9 protein-coding genes are annotated in these 13406 nt (G+C 36.6%); 3 read left to right on the top strand and 6 right to left on the bottom strand.

Features of this window, described 5'->3' with window-relative positions:
* Positions 1 to 11: 11 nt before the first annotated feature.
* The 3 genes from yfaE to Q0940_RS10395 all read right to left on the bottom strand — a co-directional run bounded on the left by yfaE (position 12) and on the right by Q0940_RS10395 (position 2355).
* Positions 12 to 278: a class I ribonucleotide reductase maintenance protein YfaE gene (yfaE, locus tag Q0940_RS10405; RefSeq protein WP_299268057.1), complete on the bottom strand. Its 267-nt coding sequence runs from the start codon at positions 276 to 278 to the stop codon at positions 12 to 14.
* Between the two features lie 267 nt (positions 279 to 545).
* Positions 546 to 1403: a polyamine aminopropyltransferase gene (speE, locus tag Q0940_RS10400; protein ID WP_299268052.1), complete on the bottom strand. Its 858-nt coding sequence runs from the start codon at positions 1401 to 1403 to the stop codon at positions 546 to 548.
* Positions 1393 to 2355, bottom strand: a complete 963-nt coding sequence (locus Q0940_RS10395) for an adenosylmethionine decarboxylase (protein ID WP_299268049.1) — start codon at positions 2353 to 2355, stop codon at positions 1393 to 1395. The genes speE and Q0940_RS10395 overlap by 11 nt, the downstream gene beginning before the upstream one ends.
* Positions 2356 to 2524: 169 nt before the next feature.
* Between Q0940_RS10395 and Q0940_RS10390 the strand changes: the two genes are divergently transcribed.
* Both Q0940_RS10390 and speA read left to right on the top strand, forming a co-directional pair.
* The gene (locus Q0940_RS10390) at positions 2525 to 3541 is read left to right on the top strand and encodes an agmatinase family protein (protein WP_299268046.1); all 1017 of its coding nucleotides are present in this window, start codon (positions 2525 to 2527) and stop codon (positions 3539 to 3541) included.
* Positions 3531 to 5492 carry a biosynthetic arginine decarboxylase gene (gene speA / locus Q0940_RS10385; protein WP_299268043.1) on the top strand — a complete coding sequence of 654 codons (1962 nt, stop codon included), beginning with the start codon at positions 3531 to 3533 and terminating at the stop codon, positions 5490 to 5492. The genes Q0940_RS10390 and speA overlap by 11 nt, the downstream gene beginning before the upstream one ends.
* A 181-nt stretch (positions 5493 to 5673) precedes the next feature.
* Here the strand turns inward: speA and nrdB are convergent, their stop codons facing one another.
* From nrdB to ubiG, 3 genes are all read right to left on the bottom strand, one after another.
* Positions 5674 to 6804, bottom strand: coding sequence for a class Ia ribonucleoside-diphosphate reductase subunit beta (gene nrdB / locus Q0940_RS10380; protein WP_299268040.1), 1131 nt, complete (start codon positions 6802 to 6804; stop codon positions 5674 to 5676).
* Positions 6805 to 6894: 90 nt separating this feature from the next.
* Positions 6895 to 9198, bottom strand: a complete 2304-nt coding sequence (gene nrdA / locus Q0940_RS10375; protein WP_299268037.1) for a class 1a ribonucleoside-diphosphate reductase subunit alpha — start codon at positions 9196 to 9198, stop codon at positions 6895 to 6897.
* A gap of 427 nt (positions 9199 to 9625) precedes the next feature.
* Positions 9626 to 10354, bottom strand: coding sequence for a bifunctional 2-polyprenyl-6-hydroxyphenol methylase/3-demethylubiquinol 3-O-methyltransferase UbiG (gene ubiG / locus Q0940_RS10370; RefSeq protein ID WP_299268035.1), 729 nt, complete (start codon positions 10352 to 10354; stop codon positions 9626 to 9628).
* A 268-nt stretch (positions 10355 to 10622) separates the two neighbouring features.
* Here ubiG and gyrA point away from each other — a divergent pair, with 268 nt between their 5' ends.
* Positions 10623 to 13295 (top strand): DNA topoisomerase (ATP-hydrolyzing) subunit A, encoded by a 2673-nt coding sequence (gene gyrA, locus Q0940_RS10365; RefSeq protein WP_299268031.1) that lies wholly within the window; start codon positions 10623 to 10625, stop codon positions 13293 to 13295.
* The last annotated feature ends 111 nt before the right edge of the window (positions 13296 to 13406 follow it).

The raw sequence follows: 13406 nt of genomic DNA, 5'->3' as shown, positions 1-13406 counted from the left end.
TGAGTTAATAATTACAAGATCTCAATCTCAATATCTTCGTTTGGTACACTACAACAGGTGAGTATTTCACCTTTTCTGACAAAGGCAAGTGGTTCGTTGATATAAGAAATAGAGCCTGACTTTAGTTTGCAGCGACAGGCACCACAAAAGCCTTCTTTACAGTGATACAGCATATCTACCGAATTTTTTTGTAATGAATTTAGTAAGGTCGCGTCGGTATTAACGAATTCAATTTCCGTTTCTATAACCCCATTGCGGTGAACCGTCACTTTACTCATAGTTGTAAATTAAGCTCTCACTTTTGTTGTCATTGTATAAATTAAAAGTGGGGTAAAATATTGATGAACGGACTCAGAAATAATAAAAATGATATGTTTAATTGAGTTATTGAACATAAGTGTTTGTTCAGCCTTTATTATTTTTTTGAAAGCGTTTTTATGCTCTTTGAGGGAAAATATTATAACGTAATACGAGGTGTAATTCACGTGAAGAGTAAGGCGTTATTACATAAAATAACGCCTTACTCTTTCAATTGGCTTTAATAATTAGTTTTTAAGTAAATGCTGTAAACCGTCTCTAATAAAATTTGGTAAAGCAAAAGCCGCTGTGTGTACGCCTTTGTTATAATACTTAAATTCTAAACCACTTTTATCTACTGCATCAGCGTTAAAGTCGTTAATTGGATGATACTTTTTAGAGGCTAAAGTAAAGCACCATAAACCACCTGGGTAAGTTAAGTTACTGAAGCTATACATGTAAGTATTATCAAATACGTTGTTTAATACGCTAAGTAAAGAGTGTTGAATTTCTTTACCGTACCAAGGTGTTTCGCCTTGAGACACAACAATACCATCGTCGGACAAACATTTGTTTACGTCTTGGTAAAATTCTTCGCCAAATAATGGTGTCGCAGGGCCAATTGGGTCTGTGCTGTCTATAATAATGACGTCAAACTTTTCTGTGGTGTCTTTTACAAATTGAACACCGTCACCAATAATTAACTCTATTCTGTCGTCATCTAATGCACTTGCTGTAAGAGGAATAAACTCTTTACAAGCGTCAACCACCATAGCGTCAATTTCTACCATAGTGCATTTTTCAACGCCTTTATGACGAATAACTTCACGCGCTGAGCCGCCATCACCACCGCCAATCACTAATACTTTTTTAGGGTTAGGGTGAATAAACAAAGGAACGTGAGAGATCATATCGTGATAAGCAAATTCGTCACGTTCAGTCACCATGATCAAACCATCGTTAAGTAACATTTTGCCATGACCTTTGGTTTCCACCACGTCTACAGTTTGGAATTCACTTTTTCCTGAGAACAAAACTTTTTCTACTTTTAAACGAAGTCCCAAAAAGTCTTCAAATTTTTCTTCTACCCATAGATCAGAGTGCATGGTTATCTCCATTGATATTAATTTTTGCAGGTGAAGTAAATTCAGCTGATGGTTTTAAGTAGTTACTGAATTTGACTTCATAACCATTGGTTAATGTTTGTTGAATTTTACAGGTTGCTTGATATTCACGTGGAATAAACTGATTTACTTTTTCAACGTAATCAAATTCATTGTAAGTCAAAATATCAAACGACTCTGGCTCTAACACTTGCATTATTTGTGGCGTTAACGAGATTAAGTCGATGTTAGATTCAAAACTAACGTAACTGCTGGATTCTTGTGGTGTCACATGAATGGTCAGGTATTTATCGTCTTTAATTGCATTTAACGAGTAACCATAAGGCTCAAATACAAAATCATCTATAGCAAAGCCAGGGATAAGTTGGTCAAAGTTAAACAAGGTTCTAATTTGTTGTTTAGATAAGCCTTCAGTAGACAAGAGTTTTGATGCTCGTTCGCTTATTTGATAAGCCAAAAGCTCATAGGTTTTGTCTTGTTGATCAGCCTCAAAGTCATTCTCATAATGGAAAATGTAGTTGTGGTGGCCATCAAGTGCACCAAATCTATATGCTTGTCCATCAAGATATTTAGCAAGTATTTTTAAGTCATCGCCAAAACAGCTCGGTTGAGCATGAGAGAAGTATTCATTTTTACGTTGATAGGTCACTTGTTTTAACACGACAACATCGTATGTTTGAATAAAAAACTCAATTGAATTGATAAGCTTGGTTTCGCCACAAGTTAATATTAAGAATCTATCATCCCAAACAAATAGGCTAGATTCAGACAGCAGAAAAGCTTTACAATATTTATTCTCTATAGAAGAAAGTATTTTTGCTTCACATTTATGTACTAAGTCATGCCAATACTCGTTTGGAATGTCGTTTAGTAGCGATAGTTTTTGGCTATCAACTTGGATTTCGGCTTTTTTTTCAGCGCCTTCAAAAAACAAGAGTGGAGTCTCCGCAAGATTGATTTAAGCTATTAGCTAAATTTCGATGGCGTATTCTACAAAAATTAGCTTATTTCACAATAAATGATCGAGTTTTTAGTAAAAAAAATTATAATGCGCAGTCCTCTTGAAAGAGTAATCAGTTACAAATTTTGTTTTAGGCACCGTAATGAATTTAATAAAAGCAGTTAATGTAAATCTCAATCCCGCTGAAGTCATTTTTGAATGTGCTGTAGAACAGGTTGGCATTTTCAGCAATACCATCCATATTATTGGGTTTGAGTTTGATGGAACTGCATGTTTCCGTAAAGGTACTAAAGATGGCCCAGACGCATTAAGATCGGTTTCAGATGGTATTGAGTCTTATTCTCCGTATCTTGATGATGACATTGACGGTGTGTCGTTTGTTGATCTTGGTAATTTATCTTTATTTGCGACAAATACGGCTAAAAATTCAGTACCTATGTCTGCAGAGGAACTAAAATCAGCGTCGCCTGAATTCATTCAAGCATTATGGCAAAAGGGCACTAATGACTTTATTAAGCTATTTTCCGATGTGAAATTAGAGCAAGATAAGGTTAAAGTGTTGACCTTAGGGGGTGAACATTCTATTTCTTATGCGCCTATAAAAACCTATTTAGCGCAATATGATGATTTAGCCTTAGTGCATTTAGACGCACATGCAGACTTAAGAGATGGTTATTTAGGTTATCACTACTCTCACGCCTCTATTATTAGACGAGTGGTTGATCATTTTGGGCCAAAGCATGAACTTATCCAATACGGAATTCGCTCTGGTACCAAAGATGAATATGTTTGGATGAATGAAAATAACAGTCTAATAAAAGACAGAGCGTCGTTTCTTAATAAAATAGAAAGTATTCCAGATGACAGACCAATTTACTTAACTTTAGATTTAGACTACTTTGATCCAAGCTTTTTCCCAGGAACTGGCACACCAGAGCCGGGCGGTGAAGACTTTCATTCTTTTATCAGTCTTTGCAAAATATTAACAAAGAAAAACTTTGTCGGTTGTGATGTAGTAGAGCTCGCTCCCAATATTGATGCATCAGGAAACAGCGATGTATTTGCTGCAAAAGTAGTACGCGAGCTTATCTTATGTTTAAACAGCAGCGGTAAGAGTAGTAACAATAACAATGGTGGTGCAGTAAATAATGCCAAATAGAATTACCGAAACTAAAACCTGGTCTTTTGAAGACTCAGATAAGCTATATGGCGTGAGCCGTTGGAGTAAAGGGTATTTCTCTATTGGTGATAAAGGTGACTTGTTAGCAACCCCAGATCATCATCAGCCAAATCTAACGCTTAATATTCAAGAGATTGTAGAAGAAATGACGGAAACTGGGATTAAATTTCCAGCTGTTATTCGCTTTCACGATATTTTACGTTCACAAGTGGAAACCTTAAATACCACCTTTCGTCGCGTTATAGCCGATGCGGAATACACCGGACAATACTTTGGTGTTTTTCCAATTAAAGTTAACCAAATGCGTGAAGTGGTTGAAGAAATTGTTAACGCTGGTGAGAAATTTAATTACGGCTTAGAAGCAGGGTCGAAACCTGAACTAATGGCCGCTTTGGCTTACAACACCAATAAAGAATCTTTAACCATATTAAACGGTTATAAAGATGAAGAATATTTTAGGTTAGCTTTGTTGGGTCAACAAATTGGCCGTAACATTATCATTGTTATCGAAAAGTTTAATGAATTAAAAACCTTAGTTAAAATCGCTAAAGAAATGGGCGTTACGCCGGTTGTTGGTTTACGCAGTAAGTTAATGGTAAAAGGCAAAGGTAAGTGGAAAAACTCAAGCGGAGAACGCGCTAAGTTTGGTTTAAGCTACGTTGAAATGCTAAATGCCGTGGATTACCTAAAACAACAAGGCTTTGCAGACAGCATCCAGTTATTACATTTTCATATTGGTAGCCAGTTAACAGATATTCGTTCCATTAAAGGTGCAATTCAAGAAGCCTCAATGGTCTACATGAACTTAGTTAAGTATGGCGTCCCGTTACAGTACATTGATGTTGGCGGTGGCTTAGCGGTTGATTATGACGGTAGCCAGTCGACTAACAATTCATCGTGCAACTATTCCACCGAAGAATACATACTTGATATCGTTTACGGCATTAAACAGACATGCGACTTAAACGATATTCCACACCCTAATATTGTCAGTGAAAGTGGCCGAGCCATTACCGCTCACCACTCCTGTGTTGTAGCAAAAGTCATTGGTGAAATAAAACCCAATAGCACTAAGTTCGATACAAGTGTGGAAGACGACGAACATATATTAATTACTAATATACGTGATATTACACAAGAATTAACGTCCGATAATTACCAAGAAATGTACAACGATTTGATGTCGATAAAAGAACAAATGGTGAGCGCATTTAATTTAGGCGTACTTAGTTTAAAAGATATGGCGAAAATGGAAAGCTTATATTGGCAAACGCTAGAGCAAATTAACCAGCATTTAATTGGTGAAGAGTTTGTTCCTGAGCAGCTAATGGAGATCTCATCGTTATTATCGTCTCAATATTTAGTGAATTTCTCGGTATTTCAATCAACTATTGATTCTTGGGCAATTAAGCAAGTATTGCCTATTGTGCCAATTAATCGTTTGTCAGAAAAGCCAACTAAAATTGCTAGTTTAGTTGATATAACGTGTGACAGTGACGGAAAAATTGACCACTTTATTGATACCAATGGCACAAGTAATACCTTGCCTTTACATGAGCTTAAAGCGGATGAAGATTATCATATAGGGATCTTCTTAACCGGTGCTTATCAAGACGTAATGGGCGATATGCATAATTTGTTTGGCCGACTAAATGAAGTACATATTTATAGCTACGACGACGATCCAAAAGATTATTACATTGAAGAAGTTGTTCATGGCTCAGCAATGGGCGATGTGTTATCAACCATGCAATACAGCTCAGAAATTCTAGCTAATAACATTAAAAAAGAGATAGATAAAAAAGTATCAAAAGGGCAGATCAAACCAAGAGTAGGTGTGCAGCTTACGGACTTTTATGAGAACTGTTTGAGTAGTTATACGTATTTAACCGATGATAAAGAAAGACGAAATAGGTTTGTACCTCGTTAGTCGGCTACGTCTTTAACAATGTGAATTGTTTTTAGCAACTTTAGCTACTTTTGCTAATTAAGAAAAAGCAAAAACAAAAAAAGGTGATTTCATTTCTGAAATCACCTTTTTTATTGTCTTACTGAAAGCTACAAAGCTTTTAAAACTCGTCTCTCGCAGCTCAAAACTCGCAGCTTATCGTCTATAGCTCAAAGTCATCAAAGGCACTTGCATCAACGTCTGAATCAATCTGACCAACCAGGTAAGAACTTATCTCAGACTCTTGTGGTGCAACTTGCACGTTGTCAGACTCTAAGTACTTGTTCATCCAAGGAAGAGGGTTGCTCTTAATATCATACATTGCTGGAATACCAATAGCAGATAGACGATGATTGGCAATATATTCAACATATTGACACAATATTTCTTCATTTAGACCTATCATAGAACCATCTTTAAATAGGTATTTAGCCCATTCTTTCTCTTGGTCTACCGCATTTACAAAAATTTCTTTAGCTTGGGCAAAACACTCAAGGCTGATCTCTTGCATTTCAGGATCGTCTTGACCATCAGCCCACAAGTTAAGAATGTGTTGAGTCGATGTTAAATGTAAGTTTTCATCACGAGCAATTAAGCGAATGATCTTAGAGTTACCTTCCATTATTTCACGCTCTGCAAAGGCAAAAGTACAAGCAAAACTTACGTAAAAACGAATCGCTTCTAACGCATTAATAGAGTTAACCGCTAAGTAAAGTTTCTTTTTAAGCTCTCTAAGGGTGATGTTATAAGTAACACCATCAACAACATGTTCGCCCAAACCTACAGTTTGATACAACTGAGTACAGAAAATTAAGTCATCGTAGTATTTAGAGATATCTGATGCGCGTCTTAAAATTTCTTCATTTCTAACGATATCGTCAAACACTTCACTTGGATCAGTAAATAAGTTTCTTAGGATATGTGTATAAGAACGTGAGTGAATGGTTTCACTGAACGACCAAGTTTCAATCCAAGTTTCTAACTCAGGTAATGACGTAATTGGAAGCAGGGCAACGTTAGGGCTACGACCCTGAATTGAATCTAACAGAGTTTGATATTTTAAATTTGAGATAAAAATATGTTTTTCGCTGTCCGTCATTGCTTGGAAATCAGCGCGGTCTTTACTCACATCAATTTCTTCTGGACGCCAAAAGAACGAAAGTTGTTTTTCAATTAACTTTTCAAAAATGCCGTGACGCTGTTGGTCATAACGAGCAACATTAACTGGCTGACCAAAAAACATAGGCTCTTTTAATGCGTCGACAATATTTTGATTAAACGTGGTGTATTTCATATTTGTTTTTATCTCTAATTCTTTAAGTACCCACCACAATTAGTAGTGGGCATATATTCCCTATTTTTAACGTTTGTTTTTCAACAAGCGTTAAATCTTACAAGCGCCGCCTTCACAATCGTCATCATCTTCAATAACAACTGTGGTTGGATTGGTTTTTTGCTTACCTGTAGTAATACCAGCACCGTCACGGGTGTTATGGTAATACAAGGTCTTCATTCCGTATTTATATGCCGTTAACAAGTCTTTCAACAATTGTTGCATAGGCACTTTGTTATCCGGGTATTTAGTTGGGTCATAATTGGTGTTTGCTGAAATAGTTTGGTCAACAAATTTCTGCATAATGCCACATAGTTGCAAATAACCTTCGTTATTTGGAATGTCCCACAATAATTCATATTGGTTACGTAAGCGGTTCAGCTCTGGAACAACTTGTTTTAATACGCCATCTTTACTTGATTTAACAGAAATCAAACCACGTGGTGGCTCAATACCGTTAGTCGCATTAGATATTTGCGAAGACGTTTCAGAAGGCATAAGTGCTGACAATGTTGAGTTACGTAAACCATGTTTCGTTATTTCAGTACGTAATGATTCCCAATCTAAATGAAGAGGTTCATCACAATAAGTGTCTACCGACTTCTTATACGTATCAATTGGCAACAAACCTTGAGCGTACGTTGTCTCATTAAACTTAGGACAAGCGCCACGTTCTTTCGCTAAATCATTAGATGCTTTTAATAAGTAAAACTGGATAGCTTCAAATGCACGGTGAATTAACTTGTTACCGCTGCCATCAGAATACTTAGCGCCATTTTTAGCTAGGTAATAAGCAAAGTTAATAACACCAACACCTAAGGTTCTACGACCCATAGTTGCATTAAGTGCAGCTGGAACAGGGTAGTCTTGGTAATCTAATAAGTTATCTAATGCTCTTACTGCTAATTGAGCAAGTTCATCTAGTTCATCTAAAGAATCAATTGCACCTAAGTTAAAGGCCGATAACGTACATAAAGCTATTTCACCTTCTTCATCATTTACATTATTTAAAGGTTTGGTTGGTAAGGCTATTTCTAGACATAAGTTACTTTGTCTAATTGGCGCAAATTCAGGATTGAACGGGCTGTGAGTATTACAGTGATCTACATTTTGTAGATAAATACGACCTGTACTTGCACGTTCATTTAAAAATAGGGCAAATAACTCAACTGCTTTAATGCGTTTTTTACGAATATTTTCGTCTTTTTCATATTTAACGTATAACTCGTCAAACAAGTCTTGATCTGCAAAATAAGCATCGTATAAACCAGGTACGTCAGAAGGGCTGAACAAGGTAATGTATTCATCTTTAATAAGACGTTGATACATAGTTCTGTTGAACTGTACGCCGTAATCTAAATGACGAACGCGATTTTCTTCTACACCACGGTTATTTTTAAGAACTAATAATGACTCAACTTCCAAATGCCATAACGGATAGAACAAAGTTGCAGCGCCGCCACGAACACCACCTTGAGAACAACTTTTAACCGCTGTTTGAAAGTGTTTATAAAATGGAATGCAACCTGTATGGAAAGCTTCACCGTTACGGATTGCGCTACCTAATGCACGAATTCGACCAGCATTGATACCAATACCAGCACGTTGACTTACGTATTTTACAATCGCTGATGTAGTGGCATTTATAGAGTCAAGATTGTCACCCGCTTCTATTAATACACAAGAGCTAAATTGGCGAGTAGGGGTACGAACACCAGCCATTATAGGCGTTGGTAATGAAATCTTGAATTTTGACGTCGCGTCGTAAAAACGCTTAATGAAATCTAATCTGGTTTCTTTTGGATATTTAGCAAATAAACACGCAGCAACTAATACATATAAGAACTGAGCACTTTCATATATTTTGCCAGTAACACGGTTTTGGACTAAATATTTGCCCTCTAACTGTTTTACAGCGGCATAACTAAAATCTAAATCGCGTGAATGAACAATAAATTTGTCCATTTCATCAAAGTCAGCGGCTGTGTAGTCTTCTAATAAGTGTTGATCATAACGCTTATCTTCTACCATAGTTTTTACGTGAGTATATAGGCGAGGTGGCTCAAATTGACCATACGCTTTTTTACGTAAATGGAATACTGCTAAACGAGCTGATAAATATTGATAATCTGGTGTTTGCTCAGATATTAAATCTGCGGCAGCTTTTATGATCGTTTCGTGGATGTCTTCAGTTTTTATCCCATCATAGAATTGAATATGAGATTTTATTTCAACTTCAGAGACAGAAACGTTATCTAAACCCTTGGCGGCCCAAGTGATAACTCTATGAATTTTATCTAGATCAAGAGGTTCTTTAATTCCATCTCTTTTACTAACAGATAGCTGCTGATTCATCTTACGAATTCATCCTTTATATTATTTGTTCTAGCAATGCTGAAATTGTTTTTTTGTTGACAACTATATGTAGTAGTGGTTTTGTTTAAAAACACATCATGTAGTGTCTAAAAATTATTATAGACACAAGATAGTGTGTCTTGGGTGGGAATGCAAGCTGAAAATTGTTTATGATTTGTGTAATAAATCGTCTTGTAAGTAGCTCCTAACGCTACACAATAACCCATGAATAAGCGCTTAAGAAAGTCTAGGTTTTATAATAAAAAATCACATTTTATAAATTAATTTTTTTCTCACGTCGCCAATTTAAATCTAAAAATCGGCGACAAATAGACTACTGCTTTGAACAAGTAAAACAATACAGTTAATTGGTTTTAAAATGATCGTTTTGGGTGTTTATTGAACTTGTTTTTATTGTTCCAACTTCTTATTGATCTAGTTTTTCAAAATACAAAATGTAATTAACATCGATATTCGGCTTTAACGTAAATTGTTCATTTAACGGATTGTAATGCAGACCAATCGCATCTCTTATTTTTAAACCGTATTGTTCTGCCCATTTTATTAATTGAGCTGGTTTTATAAATTTTTCAAATTCATGAGTGCCGTTCGGTACTAGCTTCAATATTTTCTCAGCAGCAACAATAGACAATAAATAGCTTTTCGCTGTTTTATTTAATGTAGAGAAAAATACTTTTCCGCCAGGTTTACAGGCATTTGCTGCAGCGCAAATAATAGATTCTGGATCCGGAACATGCTCAAGCATTTCCATACAAGTTACGACATCAAAGTGTTGGTAGTTTTGTTGGCTAAAACTTTCAGCACTGATGTTTTGGTAGGTAACGTTTTTAATACCGGCTTCCAATGCATGTAATTTAGCTACATTTAATGAATCTTGGGCTAAATCGATACCAACCACGTTGGCCGACAGTTTCGCCAGACTTTCGGCTAATATGCCGCCGCCACAACCAATATCTAATAATTCTTTATGGGCAACAGAGTTAGTCATTTCTTGAATATAAGACACTCGTACCGGATTTAACTTATGCAAAGGCTTAAAGTTGCCTTCCATATCCCACCAAGACTCAGCAATGGAATTAAATTTCTCGATTTCGTTGGAATCTACATTGGTATTTTCAATAGGATTTGAACTCATAAAATTTGTGCCACTATATATAAGGTAATTATTTGTGATTATATGAGTCACAAAAAAATAAAGATAGGTGAAATAATTGTAATTGTTCAATTAAAACGCAAATAGAGAGTACTCAAACGCCGAATAATCAATTTTTATACATTTTGCATAGGGTAGGTAATAAAGACGCTGAAATTGGACTAGCGTGACGATAAGAATGTGTTACAATCGCGAGTAAGATAATACTAATAAAAACTTACTCTAAGTAGTTGCAGGGAATCATACGTTTATGACAGATCATACTGATAATATTAGTCCTATTAATATTGAAGAAGAATTAAAAACCAGTTACCTAGATTACGCCATGAGCGTTATCGTAGGTCGTGCATTACCAGATGTACGTGATGGCTTAAAACCGGTTCACCGTCGTGTATTATTCGCGATGAATGAGCTAAAAAATGACTGGAACAAGCCATACAAAAAATCTGCACGTGTTGTAGGTGACGTTATCGGTAAATATCACCCACATGGTGATAGTGCGGTATACGACACAATCGTTCGTATGGCTCAGCCTTTCTCTTTACGCTACACACTTGTTGACGGCCAAGGTAACTTTGGTTCTGTTGATGGTGACTCAGCGGCGGCAATGCGTTATACCGAAATTCGTATGGAAAAAATGGCACACGAACTTTTAGCTGACTTAGAAAAAGAAACGGTAGACTTCGTTCCTAACTACGATGGTCAAGAACATATTCCAGTTGTATTACCAACTCGAGTGCCTAACTTATTAGTTAATGGTTCTTCTGGTATTGCTGTTGGTATGGCAACGAATATTCCTCCACATTCATTACGTGAAGTTATTGACGCTACATTAGCTTTATCTTTTAACGAAGATATTACTGTTGAAGAGTTAATGGAACATATTCCAGGCCCAGATTTTCCTACTGGCGCTATCATCAACGGTAGAAAGGGCATTATAGAAGCCTATAATACTGGCCGTGGTAAAGTTTATATTCGTGCGCTTGCAACTATTGAAACGGATGAATCAAACGGTAAAGACACTATTATCGTTACTGAAATTCCATATCAAGTTAACAAAGCAAGATTAATCGAAAAAATTGCTGAGTTAGTTAAAGATAAAAAAGTGGAAGGTATCACTGCATTACGTGACGAGTCTGATAAAGACGGTATGCGTATTGTTATCGAAATCAAACGTGGTGAACCGTCAGAAGTAATCCTTAATCAATTATATTCATTAACTCAGTTACAAACTGTGTTTGGCATGAATATGGTTGCATTAACACATGGCCAACCAAAAATTCATACATTGAAAGAAATGCTAGAAGCATTTGTTTCTCACCGTCGTGAAGTTGTTACGCGTCGTACTGTATTTGATTTACGTAAAGCTCGTGACCGTGCCCATATATTAGAAGCGCTTGCGATTGCGCTTGCTAATATCGACCCAATTATTGCAATGATCAAAGACTCACCAACACCTGCAGAAGCTAAAGTAAAATTAGTGGCGCAAGGCTGGGAATTAGGTCATGTATCTCAAATGCTTGAAAAAGCGGGTGAAGATGCAGCTCGTCCAGAATGGTTAGAGCCTGAGTTTGGTTTACGTGATGGTCTGTACCATATGACTGAGCAACAAGCTCAAGCTATATTGGAACTACGTTTACACAGATTAACTGGTTTAGAGCATGAAAAAATTCTTGCTGAATACAGTGAAATTTTAGAGTTAATTGGCGAGTTATTAGAAATTCTTGGTAGCCCAGAACGTTTAATGGAAGTTATTCGTGATGAATTAGCGGTTATCCGTGAAACATACGGTGATGAACGTTGTACTGAAATCCGTGATGCGTCACACGATATCAACCTTGAAGATCTTATTAATGAAGAAGATGTTGTAGTAACACTTTCACACGAAGGTTACTGTAAGTATCAACCATTAACAGATTACCAAGCACAACGCCGTGGTGGTCGTGGTAAGTCAGCAACTAAGATGAAAGATGAAGACTTCATCGAGAAGCTTTTAGTGGCAAATACCCATGACACTATCTTATGTTTCTCTGATAAAGGTCGTTTATACTGGTTAAAAGTATATCAATTACCTCTTGCAAGTCGTCAATCTCGTGGTCGTCCAATTATCAATTTATTGCCATTGGATGCAGACGAGAAGATCACTACAATCTTACCTGTACAAGAATATGAAGCTGATAAGTTTGTATTTATGGCAACAGCTAATGGTACAGTTAAGAAAACAGCATTAACTGAATACTCTCGTCCAAGAGCAAACGGTATTATTGCGTTAGGCTTAAATGATGGAGATAAACTAATTGGTGCGTCATTGACCAATGGTGAAAATGAAATCATGTTGTTCTCGCAAAACGGTAAAGTGGTTCGTTTCCATGAAAGCCAAGTTCGTTCTATGGGACGTACCGCTACTGGTGTTCGTGGTATTAAATTAACGCAAGACGCTAAAGTAGTGTCGTTAATCGTACCTGATGAAGACGGTAATATCTTAACCGTAACTGAAAATGGTTTTGGTAAACGTACACCTCAAGCAGATTACCCAGCTAAGAGTCGTGCAACACAAGGTGTTGTATCTATTAAAGTTAGTGACAGAAATGGATTGGTTGTTGGTGCAACACAAGTTGCAGATACCCATGAAATTATGATCATTAGTGACAAGGGCACTTTAGTTCGTACTAAAGTAAATGAAGTTTCTGTTGTTGGTCGTAACACACAAGGTGTGCGTTTGATCAGAACAATAGAAGGTGAAAACGTTGTTGCTCTAGCTCGTATAGAAGAGATTGAAGAAGACGATACATTATTGTTAGATGAAGACGGTAATGTGATTGAACCTGAAGTCTCAGAAGCGGCTGTTGAAGGTGAACAAACACCTGAAGCTTCAGACGCAGAATCTACCGATGAAAGTGTAGATGAAGCTGACGACGAATAGTTAATCTTTGATTAAATAAAAAGGCTCACTATGAGTAATGCCGATCAGTTAAGAAATATTTAACGATCCATTGACCGATCTTTTGAATAGTTCAAAATCCGATATCAATTA

The organism is uncultured Psychrosphaera sp., assembly GCF_947500655.1.
Taxonomy (GTDB): domain Bacteria; phylum Pseudomonadota; class Gammaproteobacteria; order Enterobacterales; family Alteromonadaceae; genus Psychrosphaera.
Note: the sequence above shows the minus strand (reverse complement) of the source record. Positions and strands in the feature narration are given on the sequence as shown.